Here is a 25,272-nt window from a genome sequence, read left to right as displayed (position 1 = left end):
TGACGACGCTAACCATGCTCAAGCGCAATCTGATCGCTAACTACGTGGGGCAAGGGTGGGCAGCCCTGATGGGGGTAGCCTTCATTCCCCTGTATATTAAGTTCTTGGGGATTGAGGCATTTGGCCTGATCGGGCTGTTTGCCATTCTGGTGGCGTGGTTGAGCCTGCTGGACTTGGGCTTGACCCCGACGCTCAACCGAGAAATGGCCCGGTTTACCGGCGGGGCGCATACCGGCGAGTCAATTCGCGACGTCTTGCGTAGTGTGGAGATCATCGCAATTGGCGTAGCTATTGCGATTTCCGCTGCCACGTTCCTTGCGGCGGAGCGGATCGCAAGCGCGTGGCTCCGCGTTGAATCCCTGCCAGTCCCGGTCGTTGCACAGGCCATTGCAATCATGGGCTTGGTCACAGCGTTGCGGCTCGTGGAAAACGTTTACCGCAGTAGCATCATGGGACTGCAGCGGCAGGTGCTTTTCAACGTCGTCAACAGTGCGATGGCCACGGTGCGCGGCTTCGGGGCAGTCGGCGTCCTCGCGTGGGTTTCGCCGACCATACAGGCCTTCTTCATCTGGCAAGGCGTGATTTCCATCGCAACCCTTGCCGCGCTCGCTTGGGCGACCTACACAACGCTGCCACGCGGGGGGCGCGATGGCCGATTTTCGCTCGACGCGCTGCGCGGTATCCGGCATTTCGCCGGGGGTATGCTGGGCGTCACCTTTCTCGCGCTCCTTCTCACTCAGATCGATAAGATTCTTCTATCCAGGCTGCTTTCTCTCAGCGAGTACGGCTACTACACCGTCGCCGCATTGGTGGCGGCTGGGCTCTACATGCTCGTCGGGCCCATCGCGCAAGCCTGGTACCCGAGGCTCTGCGAGCTCCATGCCCGTGATGACCAAGTCGGGTTGGTCAAGGCCTATCATCAAGCGGCCCAGTTAGTCTCGGTCACCGCGGGTAGTGCAGCGATCATCCTGATCCTGTTCGCTGAGCCTATACTGCGACTCTGGACGCAAGATCCGAAACTCGCAGTTCGTGTGGCTCCTCTGCTGAGTCTACTTGCTCTTGGAAACCTGTTGAATGGGCTGATGTGGATCCCCTACCAGACGCAGCTCGCGCATGGCTGGACAAGCCTGGCGGTCCGGATAAACCTCGTCGCGGTGCTATTGGTGGTTCCGGCCATTCTATGGGCTACGGCAAGATATGGACCTGAAGGTGCGGCTTGGGCTTGGGTTACGCTTAACGCCGGCTATGTCCTGGTTGGCGTCCACTTCATGTATCGACAAATTCTTGTGCGAGAGAAGCGGCGTTGGTACGTGAACGATATTGTCATGCCTATTGCCGGGGCCCTTGCCGCAGCGATGTTGATCAAGGGTTTGCTTCCAAGCCCGGAGAGCGCTTTGATGGTTGTTGTGACACTTTCGTTTTCTGGCGGAGCTGCATTCGCAGCGGCCGCATTTTCTGCGGCCTATGTTCGAGAGCAAATCGTTCAGCGGTCGAAGCTTCAACCGCGTTCGCCTTAAAAACGGCACTCTCGATGAGTAGACCAACGTCAAAACCGATGGAAACCCTGCTTATGAACTGTTGTTTTACTGGGAGAGCTCATGTTAGCAATTGTCATCACGATCAACCGCAAGCGGCACCTGCCGGGGCAACAAGCGAGATTTGCCTAAGTATTTGGCTAGGACAATGTTCGTAAACTGTAACTTTGCGAGAAAACGCAACGCCACTCGAAGCAGGCTACATGATTGACAGTCTCCCAACTAACAAGCCTCCGAAGGTGTCTATTGGCCTACCCGTATTCAATGGTGAAAGGTACTTGCACGAGGCGCTAGACTCGCTATTAGGCCAGACATTCGGCGACTTCGAACTGATCATCTCCGATAACGCCTCGACCGACGCTACCGCAGAGATCGTGCGGGGTTACGAGCGGAGCGATCCGCGGATTCGCTATTTTCGTCAGGAAACCAACATTGGTATCGGCAGGAATTTCTTATTCGTCCTGCATCAATCGCGCGGCGAGATGTTTATGTGGGCTTCTCACGATGATGTCTGGGACAGTACTTGGCTAGAGTTGTTGACAAAGCACATTACCGTGGATGACGCGGGAGTTCGCGGGGCTCTGTTTTTGGTCCGAGGTGACGCAACCATAGTAGAGAAGCGGCTCCCTGCATTTCGGCATAGGGATTTCATAAGATGCTTCCTCGGAAATGAGAACAACTACCGTAGCCATTACACTTACAGCCTGTTTAATCGCGAGAAGCTGCTAAAAGTTAAACAAGATATCTTGTTGCTCGATTACTACCCCGATGCCATATTCGTATATGCGCTATTGCAAGTCGGCGCGTTGCGAACAATCCCTCTGACGCATCTAAGGTATCGCTTGCACGACCAGAACTGTGGCGCCAGTTACTCCAGTCCTTGGAAGGGTTGGCGCAAGATCGTGTACCGGGTTCATCCGCTCCGCTATTACAGGTACTACCTTCGCTACACCGATGAGCCAGTGATCCGAATGGTGATCGGCCTATTGATCCCGGTAAAACACATATACGCGCAAATTAGCTTCTGGCTCCGCGGGGTTCGTGAAATTGTCACGGGGCAGCAGAGGATTTGAACCTAAACAGATTGAGCTTTCGCAGAGCTTGTGCTGCGTTCAACGAAATATGGGAATTTAGTGTGGGGCTACTTGTAATGGCGATCCAAGAATAGAAAGCGCTGAGCGATCTTTCATGGTCCTGTCCGTTTGTCTCCAGAATCTTTGTACATAAGTGCGGTAATTTGCTCGGAGACCAATCCGATCAGGAAGATTGTGACGGCAGCCGTCAGCATGAAAACTGTGGCAACCGACAGCCGGGATGCCGTCGTGTATGTGTAGGCGTAGTAGCTGAGGCCCAGGGCGCCGTGTAACAAGGCGATAGGGACAAAAAGCTTAAGCGGCGAGTAAAGTGTCCCGATCTTGAAGATGATCAGGAGAAACCTAAGACCATCCTTGAGCGGATTGATATGGCTCCGGCCTTCTCTTCGCCCCGCCGTAAACGGCACATACGCAACCGGATAGCCCGCCCTGAAGAACGCCATCGTGATGGTTGTCGGATAAGAGAAACCGTTGGGCAAGAGATAGAGAAACTCCCGGAATTTGCTCGCGCGGACAGCACGCAGTCCAGAAGTGAGGTCGGGGATGGGCTGTCCCGTCATGTAGCTTGCGAGCCGGTTGTAGAAGCGATTGGCCCATTTCCGACCGTGGCTTGCTTGCGAGGCGTGGGTTCGTGCGCCCACGGCCATGTCGTAGCCTGCATCGATCTCTTCTAACAGCCGGGGAATTTGCTCGGCGTCGTGCTGACCATCAGCATCCATGAATACGAGTATTTCGCCGGAAGCAGCACGCGCCCCGGTCTTGATAGCGCCACCGTTACCTAGGCTATACGGATTCCTGACGACCTCGGCTCCGACCTGTTCTGCCTTTTGTCTTGTCTCGTCCGTGGAGCCGTCATCGACAACAAGTATCTGGACATCAGGAAGGGCTCGCTTAAGTCGTTGTACGACCCCGCCAATGGTTTCACCTTCATTCTTAGCTGGTATTACAACAGATACAGCTTTCAGATGCATCATTGCTCCTCTAACGTGAGTAGCGTCGACGGCGTACCGTCCGGCTGTAAGACGTGCTCTGATTCGAGTGCGGACAGTGCCTCTTCTATCTGATCCAGATCCATGCGCCACTGTATCGCACGGAATGGATTCTGCGGGGGTTTCTGCTGTCTAGCCTCCCGAAGAAACTCCCATGCTAAGTCCGTGCGGCCCGCCTCAACGAGAATTCTAATTGCCATCCGAAGCGTTCTGGGATTCTGAAATGCCTTTATGGCGGACTCAAGATGCATCATTGTTCGGGCAAAGTCTCGCTGTCTGTACGCGATCCGCCCGAGTTCCACATGTATCACGTGCTGGATGGCGCCAACCTCGAATGCCGGGTTGGCAAGCATCGCCTCTCCGAGAGCGTAAACGTCTTCATCACTGATGTTACTGCACTTCTCTTCAGTCACTAGGAACGTGATCTGCTTAAATGCTGACCAGACAGTGGCATTGAATCGGGTTGTTGGTAGGGCTTGCTTCAGGTGATTGATGCTCTCTTTATGATCTGAGTCCGGCTCGAGCTGGCACGAAATACCCAAGACCTGTAAAGCGACGCCGTGAGCTTCCGGATTGTCCTCTAGATAGCGGTTCAAGAGCCGCCGTGACGCAGGGGCGAAAGACTGGTTCTCAAGCTGGGCGGCGAGGTGCTGGTTGGCCCTAAGAGAGTTAGGGCGATAGAGCTGCCAAACCTCCGCGGACATCTCTGGGTTTCCCCAAAGGGATGAGATAGTGACAAGTACGCCGGCTAAAAGCGCTGTGTAGGTTGCTAAACCAAAGCCGGCGAGCCGCCGCCACTGTCTATTAAGGCCTTGCATAGACGCGACAAGAGCGAAGACCGGGCCCACGAGCGGCAGGTAGTTGCGGTGCTCGTAATACAGCTCAAGGCTCACGGTGGTTGACTCGAGTAGATGTCCCGCGAGGTACCAGGCCACTGCAAAGCTGAAAAGTGGCACCTTTTTCCTGAAGACAAAGGCCGCCCCGATGATCCCGAGCCAGCCCGCCACGGCTAGCAATGTCGGGAGATTTAACAGCGATCTCTGAACGGGATAGTCGTCGTGGAACGGCCCTAGCTGGCTGGCTGTCGGGATGAACGCCAGGTACAGATACTCCCATAGGATCTGCGCCTGGGTTATGAGTCTCTCAAAGCCCGTGAAATCTCGACGCAGCACTAGGCCCTCGGAATACGGCAGGCGCATCGCGAGGTAGCCCAGCAACAGTATCAGCGGCGCGACGAGCACCAGCGCAAACCAGCTGCGCCATATGCCTCGGGGAACATTGCTTGGACGAGAAAGCAGCGTGGCTTCGGTGGCAAGAACGTACAAGACCAGCAATGCGCCAATCTCTTTGCTGAGCATCCCGAGCGCCATGCCGATACCCAACGCCAGGGTCATCCCAGCAAGTGCCAGGTACGGGGCGTGCTCCAGGTTCCGACGCGCATAGAAGTATCCAATGCCGCCCGCGAGCATGAACATCGATGCCAGTGTCGTCATGCGCTGGACGATGAACAGTGAGCTCGATGCCAGTAAGGGCAGCAACAGCCAGATGACACCAGCACCGCTTGCTGCCAACGAGGCCCACCGTTCGTCGGATCCGCGTGCACGGCCGATCAGATAGAGCAGCCAGGTCACCAGGACGCCATTGAGCAGGTGGATGAGGATGTTGGTCTGCAGGAAGATTTCTGGCGAATCCGGCCACGCGTAGGCCTGCGGCACAAAAGAGGCCAGCGCCAACGGTCGGCCGATGGGGCCTGCGACACCTGAGGAGATGAACTGAATCGCGCTATCCCAGTCGCTGACGTTCGCGAGGCCGCCCAGGCTGCCCTCATCGTCGAACATCAGGCCGCCCGTGAGTCCGGGCGCATAGGCAAGCCAGCCTACGATCAGTCCCGCAAGGAGTATGGCTACGGCGAGCAGATGACAACGGCGTGAACCGCCCGAACTTGCAGGCATGTTATCTCGGCGTAAATCAGTTTCCGGGCGACAATATACACTTCGCACACGGCCAAAGTTAGAGAAATCAGCGACATTGAAAAGAATCCACGTTACTGCTGGGGTCCTCATGGATGCTGGAGGGCGCGTACTCGTTTCCCAGAGGCCCCGGGGCAAGGCGATGGCCGGCTTCTGGGAGTTCCCGGGCGGTAAACTCGAAGTTAACGAACTGCGCTTCGATAGCCTGGCGCGGGAGCTTCGCGAGGAGCTGAACATTGAAGTCGATTCGGCGCGCCCTCTGATCCGATACAGGCACCAATATGCTGAGTTCGAGGTCGACCTCGATGTGTGGCGCGTAAGTCGCTGGCGCGGACAGATCGAGCCGCGGGAGGGCCAAGCGCTGAGATGGTGCGGTGTGGCCGACCTTCAAGAGATCGGATTGCTGCCAGCTGACACCCAGATCACCACCGCCCTCAGGCTTCCGGACACGATTGCTGTAACGCCGGCTGTGGCGATCAGTGATGCGAAGTTGCTTGATATGCTTGAGCGCGCGGATTTGCTTGGCGGCCTTATCTGCCTGCGACGTCCCGGCGCGGATACTAGATCACTGCTCGCACTCCTCGCAGGGGCCTGCTGCAGGTTGGAAGCGACGGGCGCCAGGCTCCTTTTGCACGGAGACCCCGTCGAATGGATGTCCGCGCTCGATGCACTACCCCCTGCACTTTTTTTGCGGCTTCGTGAAGTCGTCGCGGGTATCCACGCACCAGTGCGATACCTCACGCACAGTTCCGTGCGGTTACTGCAGCCCGAACTTTTTCTCGGTGCGTCCTGTCACAACGCCGAGGAGCTTGAGAGGGCTATTGAGTTCGGTGCCACGTACGCGTTCCTGGGCAATGTCTTGGAAACCCCCTCACACCCCGGCCAACCCGGCATGGGCTGGCAGCGCTTCGAAGAACTCGTCCGCGACCTGCCGCTGCCCGTCTATGCGATAGGCGGCCTCGGCCCCGAGGATCTCGAGACTGCATGGGCGCGTGGCGCTCAGGGGATCGCTGCGATCCGGAGCCTCTGGCCCAAAAACTGATCGGACTCAGCGCGCCTCGTCGTCCAGATCGTCGTCCGGCAAGTCGTGACCATCGCCAGGCTCACCCGGAATGGCGTGCTCCTCCCCGAACCATTGCCCGAGATCGATCAGCCGGCAGCGCTCGCTGCAGAATGGCCGCCAGCGGGATTCCGGGGTCCACGGCACGGGCTTGCCGCAATGGGGGCATTCGACTTCGCGCATCGCGAGGATCAGCAGCAGGTGAGGTCGAAGCGGACGTCGTCTAGGACTTGCACCGGGCGCTGCTCTGGGCCGGACCAGGTCAGGAACCGCACCGTGAAGCGGTGCTGTCCGCCGCTGATCTCGGGGTAGTAGTCGGCGCCCGCCGGCAGCGAGATGCGCACCAGCTGGCAGCCGATGGAGCGGTCGATCTGGTACTGGAACATGCCGCCGGGCGCCAGTTCCTGCTTGCCTGGGGACGACTCGCGTGTGAGCCACAACAGCTGGCCGATCGCGTCGCACAACGGCTTCAGGTGGCGGAACCAGGCCTGGAAGTCGTTGTAGCGCTGCTCCTCGGGCAGGCTCAGCCAGTGCTTGAAGTCCGGCAGGTCGAACTCGCAGGTGCCGCCGGGGATGGCGCTGCGGTGGCGGATGGAGGCCAGGAACTCCGAGTTCTTCAGCGGCTGGGTGTAGTTGGCGCCGCAGCTGCCGAGCTGCTCCCTCAGCTGGGAGATGCGCGCCAGCAAGGCGTCGAGCCGCGTCCGGTCCACGCCGGGGCGGTTGCCGAACCCGGTGAGGATGGTGGCGTGGCGCTCCAGGTCCTTCAGCACCTCGCCGCGCACGTCGCCCCGGCTGACGATCGCCAGGATCTCGATCAGGCTGTGCATGGCCGCCCGGCTGGACCAGGCCGAGGGCTGCCGGGCGTGATGCTGCGCCTGGCGGGCCAGGAACTCGATGCGCAGGAAGGTACGCATCCGCTCGGTGAGCGGCTGCTCGTAGACGATCATGTCCCGCGCTTCCTGGCGGAGCGGGGCGTTCGCCGCACCTTGGCTCATCGCGCGATTCTCTACGATGCCGGGGGTAACCGCAAACCCCCGGACGTTCTCAGGGCAGCCGCAGGCCGGGACGGTCCCGCTCACCCGTGGCCGCCATGTCCCGGTACAGGGCGTCGAGCTGCGCCACGGGGTCCTTCAGCAACTCGGGGCCGTTGGCATTGGAGATGACGTCATGGGCGGCAGCCAGCCGCTCGTCACGCGTCGCCTGGGCTGCCAGGATGGAGCGGGCCAGGGCCTCGTCGTTGCCGTCCCGGGTCATGAGCCGCTGCAGCTGAATCGCGGTCGGGCAGTCCACCACCAGCACCCGGTCAGCCCAGCCCGCAAGGCCGAACTCGACCAGCAGGGGCGCGACGATCACCTGGTATGGGCCGCCCGCCGCTTCGACGTGCCTGACGGTCGCCTCGAGGATCAGCGGGTGCAGCAGGGCCTCGAGCCGCCGGCGCGCCGCCTCGTCCTTGAATACCCTTGCACGCAGGACGCCGCGGTCGAGCTTGCCCTCGTCGTCGAGGACTTCGCTGCCGAAGGCGTCCACGATGGCCTCGAGCGCAGGCTGGCCCGGCTCCACGACTTCCCGCGCGACCTGGTCGAGGTCGATGACCGGCACGCCGCGTTCCGCGAACAGCCTGGCCACGGTGGACTTGCCGCTGGCGATGCCGCCGGTCAGGCCGACGTGGAGGCGCCCGTCGCGGAACGGCGGCGCCTGGATCACGTCAATGAAGCCCGGCGTAGTTGAGCCAGGCCGCCGCGAGCTGCGGTCCCCACAGCAGTGCAATCCAGCCCGCCGCCGCGAGGTAAGGCCCGAAGGGAATCGGAACCTGCTTGTCACGTCCCAGCAGCACGATCATGGCGATGCCGATGACGGCCCCGACGACCGCAGACAGCAGGATGATCAGCGGCAGCATCTGCCATCCCAGCCATGCGCCCAACGCCGCCAGCAGCTTGAAATCGCCGTAGCCCATGCCCTCCTTGCCGGTCAGGAGCTTGAACAGCCAGTACACCGTCCACAGCGAGAGGTAACCGGCGATCGCGCCGACCACGGCGTCCTGCAGCGAGACGAAGGCGTGTTCCCCGGCCAGCAGGTTGAATGCCAGCCCGGCCCATAGCAGCGGTAGCGTGATGTTGTCCGGCAGCAGCTGCTCGTCGATGTCGATGAAACTCAACGCGATCAACGCGCCGGTCAGGGCGATCCCTGCCAGGGCCTGGGCCGGCCAGGGCAGCAGCACGGCGGTCGCAGCAAACATGAGTCCGCTCAGCAGTTCGACCGCGGGGTAACGGGCCGAGATCCTTGTGCCACAGCCCGAACACTTGCCGCGCAGCATCAGCCAGCTCACGACCGGGATATTCTCGCCGGCTGTGATCCCATGACCGCACTTGGGGCACCGGGAGCGCGGCACCACGATGTTGAACCGACCCTCGGGGATGTCAGACGCCGGTTGCGCCATTTCCTCGACGCACTGTTCACGCCACTCCCGCCGCATCATCAGTGGAATCCGATGGATCACGACGTTGAGGAAGCTGCCGACCAGCAGGCCGAATAGCAACGCGAATGCCGCTAGCATGGCGGGCGGCAAAGCCGCGAGCGTGCTCACGCAAAAACCGTCCTGTTTCCGACTCGAATCAGACCACTGCGCCGAGCTTGAAAATCGGCAGGTACATGGCGATCACGAGGCCGCCGACCAGGATGCCGAGGATGGCCATGATCATCGGCTCGAGCAGGCTGGACAGATTGTCCACGGCATCGTCAACGTCGCGCTCATAGAAGTCTGCAACCTTGCCGCACATCTCATCCAGCGAGCCCGACTCTTCACCAACTGCCACCATCTGGATGACCATGTTCGGAAAGAGTTCCGTAGCTTCCATGGCCCGCTGCAAGCGGGTGCCAGTGGCGACTTCCGTGCGTATTTCCAGCGTGGCAACTTGATAGACGATATTGCCGGTCGCGCCGGCCACCGACTCAAGGGCTTCAACCAGGGGCACGCCGGCGGCGAACATAGTCGACAAAGTTCGAGTGAATCGAGCGATCGCAGCCTTCCGGATGATCTCGCCGATGACCGGAACCCGAAGAATCAATTTATCGAGAAAATGGTTGAACTTGCGGGAGCGTTTTTTGAAATAGCCGAATGCCGACGCCGCGGCGACGAGTGCGATGACAATAAAGACGCCATTGCTCCGCACGAAGAGCGATACGTCGATCACCATGCGCGTGAACGCCGGCAGGTCGGCACCGAAACCTTGGAACAGACTCTCGAACTGCGGGATAACGAATACCAACAGGACCGCAGTCACGATAAAAGCCACGACCAGGACGGCAGTGGGGTAGGTTAGTGCTTTCTTTATCTTCTTCTTGATGGCCTCAGTTTTTTCCTTGTAGATGGCGATCTTGTCTAGCAACGTTTCCAGAGCACCGGACTGTTCGCCCGCCGAGACGAGGTTCACGAAGAGATCGTCAAAATAGATCGGGTGCTTCGCGAGCGCATCGGCCAGGGTTGTGCCACTCTCGATATCCACCTTAATGGCGGAAAGTAGCTTTTGCATCCCGGGGTTCTCGTGTCCGTTCGCTACGATGTCGAACGCTTGGACCAGAGGGATGCCGGCTTGCATCATCGTTGCCAGCTGGCGGCTGAAGATGGCAATGTCTTCACTGGTGATTTTTGAGCGCTTCTGGAAAAGCGTGCTCTGGCGTCGGATCTGGATAGGTACGAGTCCCTGTCGCCGCAAGCTCGCCCGCACTGCTGCATCGTTTACAGCGACGAGCGTGCCCTTGACCAGGGTGCCTTTGGCGTCCTTGCCCTGCCAGGAAAAGGGATATTGTTTCGCAGCGTCAGCCATAGCTAGTCACTCGTCGCTATTCGTTGAGGGTGTTTCGGGCACGGTGATCAATCGATTGTGACTCGGTTGACTTCCTCGAGGCTCGTGATGCCATTCTTGACCTTTACCAGCCCGGCTCGCCTTAGATCCCACATGCCTTCTTTCTCGGCGTGCGTGGCGATCTGCATCGCATTTCCGCCTTCCATGATGATCCGGCCGATGGTCTCCGACACGGGCATGACCTGGAAGATGCCGGTGCGGCCCTTGTAACCGTCGTTGCACTTGCTGCACCCGACTGGCGCATAGATTGTGAGGCCTTCCTCTACTTCGGCCTCTGTGAACCCTTCGCGGAGCAAGGCTTCCTTGGGTATTTCCTTAGGTTCCTTGCAATTGTCGCAGAGCTTACGCGCCAAGCGCTGGGCGATGATCAAGCTTACAGAGGAAGCAATCGCATAGGGTGCCACACCCATATCGACCATGCGTGTCAACGTCTTGGGGGCATCGTTGGTATGCAGCGTGGATAACACAAGATGGCCCGTCTGCGCCGCCTTGATGGCGATCTCAGCTGTCTCGAGATCGCGAATCTCACCCACCATGATGATGTCCGGGTCCTGGCGCAGGAATGCACGCAGAGCCGAGGCGAAGGTCAAGCCGACCTTGGGGTTGACGTTGACCTGGTTCACGCCGGGCAAGTTGATTTCCGCCGGGTCCTCCGCAGTGGAAATATTTCGGTCGATCGTGTTGAGAATGTTAAGGCCGGTATAGAGTGAAACCGTCTTACCGCTTCCGGTCGGACCTGTTACGAGGATCATCCCGTAAGGCTTGGACAAGGCGTCGAGATACAGCTGCTTCTGGAAGTCTTCATATCCCAGCGCATCAATGCCGAGTTTGGCCTGGCTCGGGTCCAGAATACGCAGCACGACCTTCTCACCGTAGAGAGTCGGCAGCGTGTTGACACGAAAATCAATGGCGCGATTCGCCGAAAGCTTGAGCTTGATCCGACCGTCCTGGGGAATGCGACGCTCGGCGATGTCCATTCGGGACATCACTTTGATGCGCGCGGTGACCTTGTTGGCAAGCGTTACGGGCGGCTTGGCGACTTCTTTCAGCACGCCATCCAGACGAGTGCGCACCCGGTAGAATTTCTCGTAGGGTTCGAAGTGAATATCCGACGCCCCCTTGTGGATGGCGTCGAGCAGAACCTTGTTAACGAAACGCACAATCGGCGCATCGTCAATCTCGTCTCGCGTGACGTCCTGGCCAGAATCTTCCTGCTCGCCGCCGAGTTCGAGATTCTCCAGGTCGATGTCTTCCCCACCCAAGCCCTCGAGTGTCGTGTCGAGTGCCTCGGACATTCGCGCCAGCATCGCGTCGAGCTTGTTGTCCTCCACAACGATGGCTTCGATACTCATGCCCGTCGCGAACTTGATCTCGTCGATCGCCTGGAGCCGGGTCGGATCAGAGACACCGAGAAACACGCGCCTTCCCCGACGGAAAAGGGGTAGCACGCGATGACGATGCATTAGTTTTTCGTCGACCAGTCGGGCCGTTTCGAGGTCGACCTCGATAGCATCGAGATCAAGCACAGGCACACCGAACTCATGGCACGCAGCAGTCGCAATTTCGCGTGGGTCGGCGAGATTCTTTTCGACCAGATAGGACACCACCGACGACTTAGCCGATCTCTGAGCTTCGGCTTCCGCTTCGAGCGCGATGGACTCGTTGATCACCCCTTCCTGGACGAGGCGTCGTGGTAGTCCGGTCAGTCTGGGTTGTGCGGTGGCTGCCATTGGCTATCAGGCTTGTTGTATATCAGAACTCAAAAGTTTCGTTGAGTTGGCGACCGGAATGCTGCCAATCAGTTCACATAATCGCCCGAGTCTATCTCAGGCCTTCCTGTGGGCCAAGGAGCAAAAAAGCCGGGGCGCACACTGGCGCCCCGGCTTTCAGTTAGCTAGTCGCTTTAGGTTTTAGCGACAGTTGGCCGGGCGGTACTTCGCGGGCAGCGTGCTGCCGGTCGCGCAATCCCACTCAAGCGTGCTGCCGGGGCTGGTGGGGGTAGCCGTGAAGCGGATCAAGTCACCGTCATCAACGTCGCCGCCGATTGCCTTGAACTGGACGTCAATCACGCTTCCGTCCACGTCAACCTGCTTAATGATATTGGTTGCGTAGTCGGTGTTGGTGCCCAGCCCCGCCGCTGACTGGCTGGTCGGGAAGATGCCGGTCGTATTCCAGTACTCCGCCACAGCTGTACGAGCAACAGCCACCGTGTTGAGGCCTTCAGTGACCTTCGCGCGAATTGTGTAGTCCTGATAGGCGGGAATAGCAATCGCCGCCAGGATGCCGATGATCGCAACCACGATCATCAGTTCGATAAGAGTGAAACCCTTCTGTACCTTACGCATTTTCTAATCTCCCTTGAGAGAACAACCAAACGAAATCTGTCGTTGCAGTGCGTGGCGATCGCTCGCCGTCGCAGGAATAGAAGCAAGCGGCGTGCCAACTCTCGGGGATTGCGCGTAACTTATTGATATTCAAGTAAACGGCTTGACGTGAGCCGATCCAGGCCCGGCCAGCCACCGCGCCCGAACCCGACCTTCAACGTCACAATGTGACGCTCCACGTCACCCTTGGACACCCCAGCCGGGCTCGCCCGACGGGTCCAGGGCCCCGCCTACTCGATCCCGAGCTTCTTGATGCGGTACCTGAGCGCCCGGAAGCTGATGCCCAGCAGCTTGGCGGCCTGGGTCTTGTTGTAGCGGGTCTGCTCGAGCGCCTGGAGGATGGCGGCGCGCTCGATGTCCTCGATGCGCATGTCGAGGCGGCTGTCTTCGGGGTTGATGTAGGGCTCGGTCGCCGGGTGCAGCCCGCGGAAAATGCCGCTGACTTCGGGCAGCGGCCCCTCGTCGGCGCCCGTCGCCGGGCCGCGCAGGTGGATGTCCCCGGCCTCGATGCGCCCGCCCTCGCAAAGCGCCAGCGCGCGTTCAAGGGTGTTCTCGAGCTCGCGCACGTTCCCCGGGAAGCGGTGTTGCTGCAGCAGGCGCCGCGCGTCCCGGCTGAGTTCCGGGGTCTCGACGCCGCTGCGCTCGGCCAGTCGGGCCAGCAGGTGCTCGGCCAGCTCGATGACGTCGTCGCCGCGCTCCCGGAGCGGCGGCACCCTGAGCTCGATGACGTTGATGCGGTAATAAAGGTCTTCGCGGAAGCGGCCGTCGGCCACCAGCTTGCCGAGGTCCTGGTGGGTGGCGGACAGGAACCGCACGTCCACGGGGATCTCGCGGGTGTCGCCCACCGGGCGCACGGTGCGCTCCTGGATGACCCGCAGCAGCTTGACCTGGGTGGGCAGCGGCAGGTCGGCGATCTCGTCCAGCAGCACGGTGCCGCCCTCGGCGGAGCGGATCAGGCCTTCCTGGTCCGCCGTGGCGCCGGTGAAGCTGCCTTTCATGTGCCCGAACAGCTCGGACTCGACCAGCTCGGCGGGGATGGCGCCGCAGTTCACCGGCACGAAGGGCTGGCTGGCGCGCGGGCCGGAGTCGTGGATGAGTCGCGCCACCAGTTCCTTGCCGGTGCCGGACTCGCCGACGATGTGCACCGGCGCCTGGCTGCGCGCAACCTTGGCGATCATGCTGCGCACCTTGTCCATGGCCGGCGAGCTGCCCAGCAGTGTCCCGGCCCGGGCGCCGGCCCCTTCGCCGTTGGCGCCGCGCAGCTTCAGGGCCGTGGCGACCAGCTTCCTGAGGTCGCGCACCTTCACCGGCTTGGAAACGAAATCGTAGGCGCCGAGCTTGAGCGCGCGCACGGCGGTCTCGACGTTGCCGTGGGCGGTGATGACCGCCACCGGGACGTCGGGCGTGTTGCGCTGCATCCACTGCACCAGCTCGAGGCCGTCGCCGTCGGGCAGGCGCATGTCAGTGAGGCAGAAGTCGTAGTCGCCGTGGATGAGCTTGCTCTTGGCCTCGGTGAGGTCGGCGGCGGTGTCCGGGCGGGTGTCCATGCCCTCCAGGGTCATGGAGAGCAGCTCGCGGATGTCCGGCTCGTCGTCGACGACAAGGACGGTCGGCTCGCTCACTCAGGTCCTCCAGCGCTTGGGGTCGGCGAAGATGATACGAAATATCGCTCCCCCATCGCTGCGCGGCTCATATAACAAGGTGGCGCGGTTGACCTCGCACAGCTCGCGGGAGATGAACAGCCCGAGCCCGCTGCCGCTGCGCTGGGTGGCGTCGGTGCCGGCGCGGAAGAAGGGCTCGAACACCTGCTCGGCCAGCTCGGGCGGGATGCCGGGGCCGCGGTCGCGCACCTCCAGATAGGGCCGGTCGGTGCCGCTGCGCCGGCCGATGGCGAGCTCGATACGCGGCGCGGCCCCCGCCATGACGCCATAGGCCAGGGCGTTGTCGCACAGGTTGGTCGCCACCTGGTAGAGATGCCCCGGGTCCATGCGTACCTCGATGGGCGCGTTGCTGATCTCGAGGTCCACGGCCTCGGCCGGCAGCCCGGCGGCGCCGCCGTATTCCTCCACGAACTGCTTGGCCCAGGCCACCAGGTCCACGCGCTGCGGGTTGAGCTGCTCGCGCCGCGACAGCTGCAGCACGTTCTCGACGATGTTGCTCACCCGGGTGGCGTTGTTCTCGATGATTGTGGTGAGGCGCTGCTGGCTGTCCTGCAGGTTCTCGGCCTCGCCGAGCAGCTGCGCGGCGTGGCTCAGCGCCCCGACCGGGTTGCGGATCTCGTGCGCGATGCTGGCCGAGAGCCGCCCCAGCGCCGCCAGCTTGGCCTGCTGGGCGCGCTCGGACTGGATACTGGTGTCCTCGAGGAAGATCAGCAGGGCGCCGCTGCGCGGCCGGCCGATGGGGGCGAAATAGGGCGCGACCTGGGTGGCGCCGTCGGCGGAGGGAAAGGGCGGGGGCGGGTCGCTGCTTCCGTGCTCGCGCCATTGCCGCACCGCCTGGTAGAGCCGCTCGGAGGCCTCGCGCACCGGGCGCCCGCGCCAGCCGCGGCCGATGCCGAGATACTTGCCGGCGGCCTCGTTCATGAGCCGGATACGGTCGTCAGAGTCCAGCACCACGATGCTCTCGCGCAGGTTCTGCACGATGTACTCGTTGAGCTGGTTGAGGTTCTCCAGATCCACGCCGCGCTGGCGGGCGAGGGCCTCGCTCTCGGCGAAGCGGCGCGCGAAGGGCCCGGCGGCGAGGGCGAGGAACATCAGCAGGCCGCCGAACAGGCCTGAGGCGGTGCTCTCGCCGGCGCCGGTCACGCCGGTGGCGAGGCCGTAGGCCTGCATGCCGAGGATCGCCAGCACGGCGAGGGCTGCGAAGGCCAGGCCGCGCAGGCGGGAGGTGATCATGGCCAGCGCCGTGACGGTGATGATCAAAAGATTGGCCACGCCGCTGCCCAGCCCGCCGCTGGCCCAGGTCAGGAGCACGATGGCGCCGATGTCGAAGAACCCCTGGCTGATGCCCTGGGCCTGCACCGAGGGCCAGTGCTGGTTCACCGCAAAGTCATTTACCGCCGCCCAGACGAAGGCCGCCAGCACCGTGGCCAGGAACAGGTCGGGATGCGCCTCGCCCACCAGCCGCGGCGTGGTGGGGTAGATGAACATGGCGAACAGCAGTGCGGCGTACAGCAGCCGGAAGGCGTTCAGCAGCCTGAGCGTGCGCCAGGCGAATTCCGGGGCCATGAGTTCGGTGCGGAGGGGCATGAGGCTTCTTGTAATGTCCCGGGCTTGGCGCAATGCGGACCGATGGGGGAGAATAACCAGCTTTCGGCCCGTGCCGAAACCCTTTCGCAGCGGGAGTCCTTGCGGCATGAACCTCCACGAGTACCAGTCCAAGCAACTTTTCGCCGAGCACGGCATCCCGGTCTCGCGCGGCATCCCCGCCCGCAGCGCCGACGACGCGGCCAAGGCGGCCGAGGAGATCGGCGGCAGCACCTGGGTGGTGAAGGCCCAGGTCCACGCCGGCGGGCGCGGCAAGGCCGGTGGCGTGAAGGTGGTCGACACGCCGGACAAGGTGCGCGAGGCGGCGGCGAAGATGCTGGGCGAGCAGCTCGTGACCCACCAGACCGGCCCGGAAGGCCTGCCCATCAACATCGTCTACGTCGAGGCCGGCTCCTCCATCGAGCGCGAGCTCTACCTCAGCCTGCTGGTGGACCGCAGCCGCGAGCGCATCGTGGTCATGGCCTCGGCCGCCGGCGGCATGGACATCGAGGAGGTGGCCGCCAAGACGCCCGAGAAGATCGTCACCGTGGCGGTGCATCCGGCCGCCGGCCTGCAGCCCTACCAGGCGCGCCAGGTGGCCTTCGCCCTCGAGCTGAAGGGCGAGCAGGTGGGCCAGTTCACGAAACTCCTGCAGAACCTCTACCGGCTGTTCGTCGAGCGTGACTGCGCGCTGCTGGAGGTCAACCCGCTCATCGTCAACGGCGACGGCCAGCTGCACGCGCTCGACGCCAAGATCGGCATCGAGGAGAACGCGCTGTTCCGCCAGTCGCGCCTCATGGAATGGCGCGACCCGTCGCAGGAAGACGAGATGGAGAACCGCGCCTCCGCGCACGGCCTCAACTACGTCTCGCTGGACGGCCAGATCGCCTGCATGGTGAACGGCGCCGGCCTGGCCATGGCCACTATGGACCTCATCAAGCTGCACGGCGGCGCCCCGGCCAACTTCCTCGACGTCGGCGGCGGCGCCACCGCCGAGCGCGTGGCCGAGGCCTTCAAGCTGATCCTGTCCAACGCCAACGTGAAGGCCATCCTGGTCAACATCTTCGGCGGCATCGTGCGTTGCGACCTCATCGCCGAGGGCATCATCCAGGCGGTGAAGGAGGTGGGCGTGGAAGTGCCGGTGGTGGTGCGCCTCGAGGGCACCAACGTGGAGCGCGGCCGCGAGCTGCTCGAGCACAGCGACGTGGACATCATCGCCGCCGAAGACCTGACCGACGCGGCCAAGAAGGCCGTGGCCGCGGCCGCCAAGTAAGGGACACCGACATGAGCATCCTCGTAAACCGCGACAGCAAGGTCATCTGCCAGGGCTTCACCGGCCGCCAGGGCACCTTCCACTCCGAGCAGTGCATCGACTACGGCACGCAGATGGTCGGCGGCGTCACGCCCGGCCGCGGCGGTGAAAAGCACCTCGGCCTGCCGGTGTTCAACACCGTGCACGATGCCGTCAACGAGACCGGCGCCGACGTCAGCATGATCTACGTGCCGGCGCCCTACGCCGCCGACGCCATCCTCGAGGCCGCCGACGCCGGCATCAAGCTGGTCGTCTGCATCACCGAGGGCATCCCGGTGCTCGACATGGTGAAGGTCAAGGCCGCGCTCACGGACTACAGCTGCCGCCTCATCGGCCCCAACTGCCCCGGCATCATCACCCCCGGCGAAGCGAAGATCGGCATCATGCCCGGCTTCATCCACAAGCCTGGCAAGGTCGGCATCGTCTCCCGCTCCGGCACCCTGACCTACGAGGCCGTGTACCAGACCACCAAGAATGGCCTGGGCCAGTCCACCTGCGTCGGCATCGGCGGCGACCCGGTGCGCGGCATGAACTTCATCGACTGCCTCGAGCTGTTCGAGCGTGACGAGCACACCGAGGGCGTGCTCATGGTCGGCGAGATCGGCGGCAGCGACGAGGAGGCTGCGGCCGAGTTCATCGCCCGGCGCATGACCAAGCCCGTGGTGGCCTACATCGCCGGCGTCACCGCGCCTCCCGGCAAGCGCATGGGCCACGCCGGCGCCATCGTGTCGGGCGGCAAGGGCACCGCGGACGAGAAGTTCCGTGCGCTGGAGGAGGCGGGCGTCACCACGGTGCGCTCGCCGGCGGAGCTGGGCAGCGCGATATTGGATCGCCTGAGCTAGGCGCCCATTGCGCATCGCCATCGCCCAGTTCAACCCCGTCGTCGGCGACGTCGAGGCGAACGTCACGCACATGCTGGAGATGTGCCGGCGCGCGCACGACGCGCTGCGCGCCGACCTGGTGGTGTTCCCGGAACTGGCGCTGTGCGGCTACCCGCCGGAGGACCTGCTGTTTCATCGCGGCTTCGCGCGCGACGTGGCCGAGGCGCTGCAGCGGCTGAAGCAGAGCCTCAACGGCATGTCGGTGCTGGTCGGTTATCCGGAGTACGACGGCGAGACCATCCACAACAGCGCTATCCTGCTGCGGCCCGGCGACGCGCCGGTGATCTACCGCAAGCAGCAGCTGCCGAACTACGGCGTGTTCGACGAGAAGCGCTATTTCCAGCCCGGCACGGAATGCTGCGTGGTGGAGATGGGCGGGGTGAAGCTCGGCATCACCATCTGCGAGGACCTGTGGAGCCCGGGCGTGGCGCAGGCCACGGCACAGGCCGGGGCCGAGGTGCTGATCTCCATCAACGGCTCGCCCTACGACACCGGCAAGCTGTCGCGCCGCGAGGCGGTGATGCGCGATCGCATCGCGGAGACGGGCCTGCCGGTGATCTACGCCAACCTGGTCGGCGGCCAGGACGAGCTGGTGTTCGACGGCGGCTCGATGGCGTTCAGCGCCGACGGCGAGCTGGTCTATCGTGCGCCGTTCTACGTCGAGGCGCTGGAGCTGGTGGAAGTCGAGGCGGGCGGGCACATCAAGCCCTCGCACGTCACGCCGGCGCCGGAGTTCGTCGACGGCGTCTACCGTGCGCTCGAGCTGGGCGTGGCCGACTACGTCAACAAGCATCGCTTTCCGGGTGTGGTGCTCGGCCTGTCCGGCGGCGTGGACTCGGCGCTGACGCTGGCGATCGCGGTGGACGCGCTGGGTCCCGAGCGGGTGCGGGCGGTGATGATGCCCTCGCGCTACACCACCGACATGAGCCAGGAGGACGCCGCGGCCCAGGCACGGGCGCTCGGCGTGCAGTACGACGTCGTCTCCATCGAGCCCATCTTCGAGGGCGCGCGCGCGGCGCTGGCGGAGGTCTTCGCCGGCATGCCGGAGGACGTCACCGAGGAGAACATCCAGGCGCGCTGCCGCGGCATGATCCTCATGGCGATGTCGAACAAGTTCGGCTGCATGCTGCTGACCACGGGCAACAAGAGCGAGATGGCGGTCGGCTACGCCACGCTGTACGGCGACATGGCGGGCGGCTTCGCGCCGCTGAAGGACTGCAGCAAGACGCTGGTCTATCGCCTGGCGCGGCATCGCAACGCCCGCCACGAGGTCATCCCGCCGCGGGTGCTCGAGCGCCCGCCCTCGGCCGAGCTGCGACCGGACCAGAAGGACACGGACTCGCTGCCGCCTTACGAGGTGCTCGATCCCATCCTCGAGGCCTTCATCGAGGAGGACGCGTCGGTGGACCAGATCGTGGCGCGCGGCTACGAGCGCGCGGTGGTCGGGCGCATCCTCGGCATGGTGAAGCGCAACGAGTACAAGCGCCGCCAGGCGCCGCCCGGCATCCGCATCAGCCGGCGCGCCTTCGGCCGCGACTGGCGCTACCCGATCACTTCGGGGTTCGCGGCGCGGTAGCGGTCAGGGGGCCCGGTTCGCCTCGAGGATCCGCCGCGTGTCCGCCGCCAGTTTTTCCAGCCCGAGGTTGTCGTAGCCCTGCGCCATGATCTGCAGCGCCGGGATCACGGACGGCGTTTCCTGGAAGATCTCGAGAATGGTGCGCGCGCGGTTGATCGCGGCGACGTGGGCGTTGCGGTCGAGATAGAACTGCGCCACCCGCACCTCGTGTGCGGCGAGGCGGTTGCGCAGGTAAACCATGCGCTGGCGAGCGTCTTCCGCGTAAATGCTTTGCGGGTGCTGCTGCAGGAGCTGCTGGAAGGTGGCGAACGATTCCTGCATGCCCGCGGGCGGGCGCTTGTCCATGTCGATGCGGAACAGGCGCTCCAGCGGGCCGGCATCGCGCGGGAAACGCGCCAGGCCCTTCATGTAGAGCGCGTAGTCGACGCGGGGATGGGTCGGGTTCTCGAGCATGAAGCGGTCGGCGGCGGCGATCACGGACTCGGGCTGCTCGTTGCGCAGGTAGACGAACATCAGGTTCAGCTGCGCCTGGCGCGCCTCGTCGCTGAAGGGGTAGACCGCCGTGAGGCTCTCGAATGCCGCGATGGCGGCCGGGTAGTTGCCGCTCGTCATGGCTTTCTCGGCCTGGGCGAAGATGCGCTGGGCGTTGCTGTCCGGATCGGGCAGGTCGTCGTCACGCCCCGAGGCGCAGCCGGCGGCGAGGGCCGCCAGGGCGATGAGCGAGAGCAGGGCGCGGAGGCGTGAGGTCATGCTGAATCCGGAACGCGGGCCGAAGCTCGCCATTATATACGGCTGCGGCGGGTGGGCGCCGGGACGAGTAAACTGGCCGCTGGCGCGCGCTGGCGGAACCCCCATGCAGACTGTCGAACTCGAGGCCGAGATTCCCCTGGAGATGGCCGGGCAACGCCTCGACCAGGCGCTGGCGGTGCTGTTCCCGGACTATTCGCGCAGCCGCCTGCAGGGCTGGATCCGCGCCGGGCAGGTCACGGTGGACGGCCGCACGCTGCGCCCCCGCGACAAGGTGGACGGCGGCGAGCAGGTGCGCCTCGCAGCCACGCTGGAGGACGAGAGTCGCGATGCGCCCGAGGCCATTGCGCTGGAGCTGGTGTACGAGGACGAGGACATCCTGGTGCTCAACAAGCCTGCGGGCCTGGTGGTGCATCCGGGCGCGGGTAACCCGGCCGGGACCCTGGTCAATGCGCTGCTGCACCATCGCCCGGACCTGCGGGTGCTGCCGCGCGCCGGCATCGTGCACCGTCTCGACAAGGACACCAGCGGCGTGATGGTGGTGGCGGGCACGCCGACCGCGCATGCCTCGCTGGTGCGCCAGCTCGAGGAGCGCAGCGTGAAGCGGGAATACGAGGCGGTGTGTGTCGGCGTGATGACCGGCGGCGGCACGGTGGACGCGCCCATCGGGCGGCATCCGGTCGATCGCGTGCGCATGGCGGTGCGCGAGGGCGGCCGCGAGGCGGTGACGCATTACCGCGTGGTGGAGCGCTTTCGCGGCCATACGCATGTGCGCTGCCGGCTGGAGACCGGCCGCACGCACCAGATCCGGGTGCACATGGCGCATGTTCGTTACCCGCTGGTGGGCGACCCGGTCTACGGCGGGCGGCTGGTGATGCCGCCGGGCGCGAGTGCCGCGTTGTCCGAGGCGCTGCGCGGCTTTCGGCGCCAGGCCCTGCACGCGGCGCGGCTGGAGCTGGTGCATCCCGGCCATGGCGAGACGGTGCATTTCGAGGCGCCGGTGCCGGAGGACCTGGCGGCGGTGCTGGCGGTGCTGCGGGCGGACGCCAAGGCATGAGGCCGGCGTGGATCGTGCCGGAATGGCCGGCGCCGCCGGGCGTACGCGCGGCATCGACCCTGCGTGTTGGCGGCGAAAGTGCACATCCCCGGGCTTCGTTGAATCTCGGCACCCACGTGGGCGACGATCCGGCATGCGTGGCGGCGAACCGCCGGCTGCTGGCGGCGGCCCTCGGCTTGCCGTCCGAGCCGGCGTGGCTGGAGCAGGTGCACGGGCGGGGCGTGCTGCGGCTGGACGCGCCCGGGGTGCCGGCCGAACGGGTGGCGGATGCGGCGGTGACCGGGACGCCCGGGCGGGTGCTGGCGGTGCTGACGGCGGATTGCCTGCCGGTGCTGTTCGCGCGGGCGGATGGTGCGCGGGTCGGCGTGGCGCATGCGGGCTGGCGCGGGCTGGCCGCCGGGGTGCTGGAGGCGACGCTGGCCGAGATGGATGCCCCGCCGGGGGAGGTGATGGCCTGGATCGGGCCGGGTATCGGTGCCGCGGCCTACGAGGTCGGGGCGGACGTTCGGGACGCCTGTCTGGCGGCGTGCGGGGCGGGGGCGGAGGCGTTCTTCGCCGCCGGGCGGCCCGGGCGCTGGCAGTTCGACCTGGCCGGGCTGGCGCGGCACCGCCTCGAGGCGGCGGGCGTGGCCGGTGTCCACGGCGGGCGCTGGTGCACGTATTCCGAACCGGAGCGCTTCTTCTCCCACCGCCGCGACGGCGCAGAGCACCCCACGGGCCGCATGGCCACGCTCGTCTGGATCGGGGGCCTGTAACGGGGTCTGACCCCCGAAACATACTGATTTTATGAGCACTTTCGGGGGTCAGACCCCGTTACGGGCCCCATCGGGCAGTGCTTGAAAAGCGCCTGCAGGCCCCCCATATCGAGGGAAACCGAGTTTCTCCGGGTGAACCCCATGCGCATGGATCGACTGACCAGCAAGTTCCAGATGGCGCTCGCCGACGCCCAGTCCCTGGCCGTCGGGCGCGACCACCAGTACATCGAGCCCGTCCACGTCATGGTGGCGCTGCTCGACCAGCAGGGCGGCGGCCTGCGCCACCTGCTCGACAAGGCGGGCGTGAACGTGAACCGCCTGCGCTCGCGCCTGGGCGAATCGCTCGACCGCCTGCCGCGCGTCGAGGGCACCCCCGGCGAGGTCCACATCTCGCGCGACCTCGACCGCATGCTGAACGTCACCGATAAGCTGGCGCAGCAGCGCAACGACCAGTACATCTCCAGCGAGCTGTTCGCCCTCGCGGCCCTCGAGGACAAGGGCGCGCTGGGCGAGGCCATGCGCGAGTCCGGCGCCGTCAAGGCCGCGCTGGACAAGGCCATCGAGGAAGTGCGCGGCGGCAAGCAGGTGGACGACCCGTCCGCGGAGGAGACCCGCCAGGCGCTGGAGAAATACACCATCGACCTCACCGAGCGCGCCGAGCAGGGCAAGCTCGACCCGGTCATCGGTCGCGACGACGAGATCCGCCGCACCATCCAGGTGCTGCAGCGGCGCACCAAGAACAACCCCGTGCTCATCGGCGAGCCCGGCGTCGGCAAGACCGCCATCGCCGAGGGCCTGGCCCAGCGCATCGTCGACGGCGAGGTGCCGGAGGGGCTGAAGGACAAGCGCATCCTGTCGCTGGACATGGGCTCGCTCATCGCCGGCGCCAAGTTCCGCGGCGAGTTCGAGGAGCGGCTCAAGGCGGTGCTGAACGACTTGGCGCGCCAGGAGGGCCGCGTCATCCTGTTCATCGACGAGCTGCACACCGTGGTCGGCGCGGGCAAGGCCGAGGGCTCCATGGACGCCGGCAACATGCTCAAGCCGGCGTTGGCGCGCGGCGAGCTGCACTGCGTCGGCGCCACCACGCTCGACGAGTACCGCAAGTACATCGAGAAGGACGCCGCGCTGGAGCGGCGCTTCCAGAAGGTATTGGTGGACGAGCCGAGCGTGGAGGAGACCATCGCCATCCTGCGCGGCCTGAAGGAGCGCTACGAGGTGCACCACGGCGTGGAGATCATCGACCCGGCCATCGTCGCCGCGGCCACGCTGTCGCATCGCTACATCTCGGATCGCCAGCTGCCGGACAAGGCCATCGACCTGGTGGACGAGGCCGCCTCGCGCATCCGCATGGAAATCGACTCCAAGCCGGAGGAGCTCGATCGCCTCGAGCGGCGCGTGATCCAGCTGAAGATCGAGCGCGAGGCGCTGAAGAAGGAGGCCGACGAGGCCTCGAAGAAGCGGCTGCAGGTGCTGGAGACCGAACTCGAGGCGTTGGAGCGGCAGTACTCCGACCTGGAGGAGATTTGGAAGGCCGAGAAGGCCGAAGTGCAGGGCGCCTCGCACCTCAAGGAGGAGCTCGAGCGGGCGCGCGTGGAGCTGGAGACGGCACGGCGCGCCGGCGATCTCACCCGCATGTCGGAGCTGCAGTACGGTCGCATCCCGGAGCTGGAGAAGCGCCTTGCCGAGGCGTCCGAGCATGAGAAGAAGGAGACCCGGCTGCTGCGCAACCGCGTCACCGACGAGGAGGTGGCCGAGGTCGTGTCCAAGTGGACCGGCATCCCGGTGTCGCGCATGCTCGAGAGCGAGAAGGACAAGCTGCTGCGCATGGAGGAGGCGCTGGAGAAGCGCGTGGTCGGCCAGGGCGAGGCGCTGCTCGCCGTGTCGAACGCCATCCGCCGCTCGCGCGCCGGGCTGTCCGACCCCAACCGGCCGATCGGGTCGTTCCTGTTCCTCGGCCCGACCGGCGTCGGCAAGACTGAGCTGTGCAAGGCGCTGGCCGAGTTCATGTTCGACACCGAAGACGCGATGGTGCGCATCGACATGTCGGAGTTCATGGAGAAGCATTCCGTGGCCCGGCTCATTGGCGCGCCGCCAGGCTATGTCGGCTACGAGGAGGGCGGCTACCTCACCGAGGCGGTGCGGCGCCGGCCCTATTCCGTGATCCTGCTCGACGAGGTGGAGAAGGCGCATCCCGACACCTTCAACGTGCTGCTGCAGGTGCTCGACGACGGGCGCCTGACGGACGGACACGGCCGCACGGTGGACTTCAAGAACACGGTCATCGTCATGACTTCGAACCTGGGCTCGCACCGCATCCAGGAGATCGGCCCGGGCGCGGATTACGACGCCATGAAGGCGGCGGTGATGGAGGTGGTCTCGCAGCATTTCCGGCCGGAGTTCATCAACCGCGTCGACGACGTGGTGGTGTTCCATGCCCTGGGCCGCGAGCAGATCCGCGTCATCGTCGAGATCCAGCTGGCCCACCTGCGCGCGCGGCTGGCAGAGCGCGACATGCAGCTCGAGCTCAGCGACGCGGCGCTGGACCGGCTCGCCGAGGCGGGCTTCGACCCGGTCTACGGCGCCCGGCCGCTCAAGCGCGCCATCCAGCAGCAGGTGGAGAACCCGCTGGCGCAGCGTATCCTGCGCGGCGAGTTCGCCCCGGGCGCCACGGTGCGGGTCGACGCCAGCCCCGACGGCCTCGAATTCCATTAAGGGGGTCTGACCCCGTTAGTGCGCATCGTTAATGCGCATTTGGGGGGTCAGACCCCCATCAGCGATACTAGGTCACCATCGCAGAGGAAGTG

General features: G+C 64.3%; 21 protein-coding genes. 9 read left to right on the top strand and 12 right to left on the bottom strand.

Going from position 1 to position 25,272, the window contains the following annotated elements:
• Positions 1–14: 14 nt before the first annotated feature.
• Together G8346_RS13845 and G8346_RS13840 are read left to right on the top strand one after the other, a co-directional pair.
• Positions 15–1,517, top strand: a complete 1,503-nt coding sequence (locus G8346_RS13845; RefSeq protein WP_166052321.1) for a lipopolysaccharide biosynthesis protein — start codon at positions 15–17, stop codon at positions 1,515–1,517.
• A gap of 221 nt (positions 1,518–1,738) precedes the next feature.
• On the top strand, positions 1,739–2,608 hold the full coding sequence (locus G8346_RS13840) for a glycosyltransferase (protein ID WP_166052319.1): 870 nt from the start codon (positions 1,739–1,741) through the stop codon (positions 2,606–2,608).
• A gap of 113 nt (positions 2,609–2,721) precedes the next feature.
• Here the strand turns inward: G8346_RS13840 and G8346_RS13835 are convergent, their stop codons facing one another.
• The gene (locus G8346_RS13835) at positions 2,722–3,603 is read right to left on the bottom strand and encodes a glycosyltransferase family 2 protein (protein WP_166052317.1); all 882 of its coding nucleotides are present in this window, start codon (positions 3,601–3,603) and stop codon (positions 2,722–2,724) included.
• The gene (locus G8346_RS13830) at positions 3,600–5,570 is read right to left on the bottom strand and encodes a hypothetical protein (RefSeq protein WP_166052315.1); all 1,971 of its coding nucleotides are present in this window, start codon (positions 5,568–5,570) and stop codon (positions 3,600–3,602) included. Before G8346_RS13830 ends, G8346_RS13835 begins: the two co-directional genes overlap by 4 nt.
• On the opposite strand from G8346_RS13830, the gene G8346_RS13825 reads away from it, so the two are divergent.
• Positions 5,569–6,630 (top strand): Nudix family hydrolase, encoded by a 1,062-nt coding sequence (locus G8346_RS13825; RefSeq protein ID WP_255454028.1) that lies wholly within the window; start codon positions 5,569–5,571, stop codon positions 6,628–6,630. The genes G8346_RS13830 and G8346_RS13825 overlap by 2 nt on opposite strands.
• Positions 6,631–6,636: 6 nt before the next feature.
• Here G8346_RS13825 and yacG read toward each other — a convergent pair whose 3' ends face one another.
• The 9 genes from yacG to G8346_RS13780 all read right to left on the bottom strand — a co-directional run bounded on the left by yacG (position 6,637) and on the right by G8346_RS13780 (position 16,143).
• Complete coding sequence (gene yacG, locus G8346_RS13820) at positions 6,637–6,831, bottom strand: DNA gyrase inhibitor YacG (RefSeq protein WP_166052311.1); 195 nt, start codon at positions 6,829–6,831, stop codon at positions 6,637–6,639.
• 8 nt (positions 6,832–6,839) lie between these two features.
• On the bottom strand, positions 6,840–7,643 hold the full coding sequence (gene zapD, locus G8346_RS13815; protein WP_166052309.1) for a cell division protein ZapD: 804 nt from the start codon (positions 7,641–7,643) through the stop codon (positions 6,840–6,842).
• Positions 7,644–7,692: 49 nt separating this feature from the next.
• On the bottom strand, positions 7,693–8,352 hold the full coding sequence (coaE, locus tag G8346_RS13810; RefSeq protein ID WP_370520660.1) for a dephospho-CoA kinase: 660 nt from the start codon (positions 8,350–8,352) through the stop codon (positions 7,693–7,695).
• Between the two features lies 1 nt (position 8,353).
• A complete protein-coding gene (locus tag G8346_RS13805; protein WP_370520659.1) occupies positions 8,354–9,232 on the bottom strand; it encodes an A24 family peptidase in 879 nt (292 codons plus the stop codon).
• Positions 9,233–9,260: 28 nt separating this feature from the next.
• A complete protein-coding gene (locus G8346_RS13800; protein ID WP_166052307.1) occupies positions 9,261–10,472 on the bottom strand; it encodes a type II secretion system F family protein in 1,212 nt (403 codons plus the stop codon).
• 47 nt (positions 10,473–10,519) lie between these two features.
• Entirely contained in the window at positions 10,520–12,241 is a 1,722-nt protein-coding gene (pilB, locus tag G8346_RS13795; RefSeq protein WP_166052304.1) for a type IV-A pilus assembly ATPase PilB, read from the bottom strand.
• A 180-nt stretch (positions 12,242–12,421) separates the two neighbouring features.
• On the bottom strand, positions 12,422–12,856 hold the full coding sequence (locus tag G8346_RS13790; RefSeq protein ID WP_166052302.1) for a pilin: 435 nt from the start codon (positions 12,854–12,856) through the stop codon (positions 12,422–12,424).
• A 269-nt stretch (positions 12,857–13,125) separates the two neighbouring features.
• Positions 13,126–14,517, bottom strand: a complete 1,392-nt coding sequence (locus G8346_RS13785; RefSeq protein WP_166052300.1) for a sigma-54 dependent transcriptional regulator — start codon at positions 14,515–14,517, stop codon at positions 13,126–13,128.
• A complete protein-coding gene (locus G8346_RS13780; protein ID WP_166052298.1) occupies positions 14,518–16,143 on the bottom strand; it encodes a PAS domain-containing sensor histidine kinase in 1,626 nt (541 codons plus the stop codon).
• 106 nt (positions 16,144–16,249) lie between these two features.
• Between G8346_RS13780 and sucC the strand changes: the two genes are divergently transcribed.
• Genes sucC through G8346_RS13765 form a run of 3 tightly spaced genes read left to right on the top strand, consistent with a single transcriptional unit; the run spans position 16,250 to position 19,909 of the window.
• Positions 16,250–17,413 (top strand): ADP-forming succinate--CoA ligase subunit beta, encoded by a 1,164-nt coding sequence (gene sucC, locus G8346_RS13775; protein ID WP_166052296.1) that lies wholly within the window; start codon positions 16,250–16,252, stop codon positions 17,411–17,413.
• 11 nt (positions 17,414–17,424) lie between these two features.
• Positions 17,425–18,294, top strand: coding sequence for a succinate--CoA ligase subunit alpha (gene sucD / locus G8346_RS13770; protein ID WP_166052294.1), 870 nt, complete (start codon positions 17,425–17,427; stop codon positions 18,292–18,294).
• A gap of 7 nt (positions 18,295–18,301) precedes the next feature.
• A complete protein-coding gene (locus tag G8346_RS13765) occupies positions 18,302–19,909 on the top strand; it encodes an NAD+ synthase (RefSeq protein ID WP_166052292.1) in 1,608 nt (535 codons plus the stop codon).
• Between the two features lie 3 nt (positions 19,910–19,912).
• Here the strand turns inward: G8346_RS13765 and G8346_RS13760 are convergent, their stop codons facing one another.
• The gene (locus G8346_RS13760) at positions 19,913–20,659 is read right to left on the bottom strand and encodes an outer membrane protein assembly factor BamD (RefSeq protein ID WP_166052290.1); all 747 of its coding nucleotides are present in this window, start codon (positions 20,657–20,659) and stop codon (positions 19,913–19,915) included.
• Positions 20,660–20,762: 103 nt separating this feature from the next.
• Between G8346_RS13760 and rluD the strand changes: the two genes are divergently transcribed.
• From rluD to clpB, 3 genes are all read left to right on the top strand, one after another.
• Positions 20,763–21,713, top strand: coding sequence for a 23S rRNA pseudouridine(1911/1915/1917) synthase RluD (gene rluD, locus G8346_RS13755; protein ID WP_166052288.1), 951 nt, complete (start codon positions 20,763–20,765; stop codon positions 21,711–21,713).
• Complete coding sequence (pgeF, locus tag G8346_RS13750) at positions 21,710–22,468, top strand: peptidoglycan editing factor PgeF (RefSeq protein ID WP_166052286.1); 759 nt, start codon at positions 21,710–21,712, stop codon at positions 22,466–22,468. The genes rluD and pgeF overlap by 4 nt, the downstream gene beginning before the upstream one ends.
• A gap of 147 nt (positions 22,469–22,615) precedes the next feature.
• Positions 22,616–25,180 (top strand): ATP-dependent chaperone ClpB, encoded by a 2,565-nt coding sequence (gene clpB / locus G8346_RS13745; protein WP_206202797.1) that lies wholly within the window; start codon positions 22,616–22,618, stop codon positions 25,178–25,180.
• Positions 25,181–25,272: the final 92 nt, after the last annotated feature.

The organism is Thioalkalivibrio sp. XN279 (assembly GCF_011089885.1).
In the GTDB taxonomy this organism is placed as follows: Bacteria; Pseudomonadota; Gammaproteobacteria; order Steroidobacterales; family XN24; genus XN24.
The sequence above is the reverse complement of the archived record's forward strand: the minus strand, read 5'-3'. Positions and strand labels throughout refer to the sequence as shown.

Excerpts from the sequence above, each read along its gene's own strand:
- G8346_RS13845 (WP_166052321.1), top strand. The coding sequence starts at position 15 with ATGCTCAAGCGCAATCTGATCGCTAACTACGTGGGGCAAGGGTGGGCA.
- G8346_RS13840 (WP_166052319.1), top strand. The coding sequence starts at position 1,739 with ATGATTGACAGTCTCCCAACTAACAAGCCTCCGAAGGTGTCTATTGGC.
- G8346_RS13835 (WP_166052317.1), bottom strand. The coding sequence starts at position 3,603 with ATGATGCATCTGAAAGCTGTATCTGTTGTAATACCAGCTAAGAATGAA.
- G8346_RS13825 (WP_255454028.1), top strand. The coding sequence starts at position 5,569 with ATGTTATCTCGGCGTAAATCAGTTTCCGGGCGACAATATACACTTCGC.
- G8346_RS13830 (WP_166052315.1), bottom strand. The coding sequence starts at position 5,570 with ATGCCTGCAAGTTCGGGCGGTTCACGCCGTTGTCATCTGCTCGCCGTA.
- yacG (WP_166052311.1), bottom strand. The coding sequence starts at position 6,831 with ATGCGCGAAGTCGAATGCCCCCATTGCGGCAAGCCCGTGCCGTGGACC.
- zapD (WP_166052309.1), bottom strand. The coding sequence starts at position 7,643 with ATGAGCCAAGGTGCGGCGAACGCCCCGCTCCGCCAGGAAGCGCGGGAC.
- G8346_RS13800 (WP_166052307.1), bottom strand. The coding sequence starts at position 10,472 with ATGGCTGACGCTGCGAAACAATATCCCTTTTCCTGGCAGGGCAAGGAC.
- pilB (WP_166052304.1), bottom strand. The coding sequence starts at position 12,241 with ATGGCAGCCACCGCACAACCCAGACTGACCGGACTACCACGACGCCTC.
- G8346_RS13790 (WP_166052302.1), bottom strand. The coding sequence starts at position 12,856 with ATGCGTAAGGTACAGAAGGGTTTCACTCTTATCGAACTGATGATCGTG.
- G8346_RS13780 (WP_166052298.1), bottom strand. The coding sequence starts at position 16,143 with ATGCCCCTCCGCACCGAACTCATGGCCCCGGAATTCGCCTGGCGCACG.
- sucC (WP_166052296.1), top strand. The coding sequence starts at position 16,250 with ATGAACCTCCACGAGTACCAGTCCAAGCAACTTTTCGCCGAGCACGGC.
- sucD (WP_166052294.1), top strand. The coding sequence starts at position 17,425 with ATGAGCATCCTCGTAAACCGCGACAGCAAGGTCATCTGCCAGGGCTTC.
- G8346_RS13760 (WP_166052290.1), bottom strand. The coding sequence starts at position 20,659 with ATGACCTCACGCCTCCGCGCCCTGCTCTCGCTCATCGCCCTGGCGGCC.
- rluD (WP_166052288.1), top strand. The coding sequence starts at position 20,763 with ATGCAGACTGTCGAACTCGAGGCCGAGATTCCCCTGGAGATGGCCGGG.
- pgeF (WP_166052286.1), top strand. The coding sequence starts at position 21,710 with ATGAGGCCGGCGTGGATCGTGCCGGAATGGCCGGCGCCGCCGGGCGTA.
- clpB (WP_206202797.1), top strand. The coding sequence starts at position 22,616 with ATGGATCGACTGACCAGCAAGTTCCAGATGGCGCTCGCCGACGCCCAG.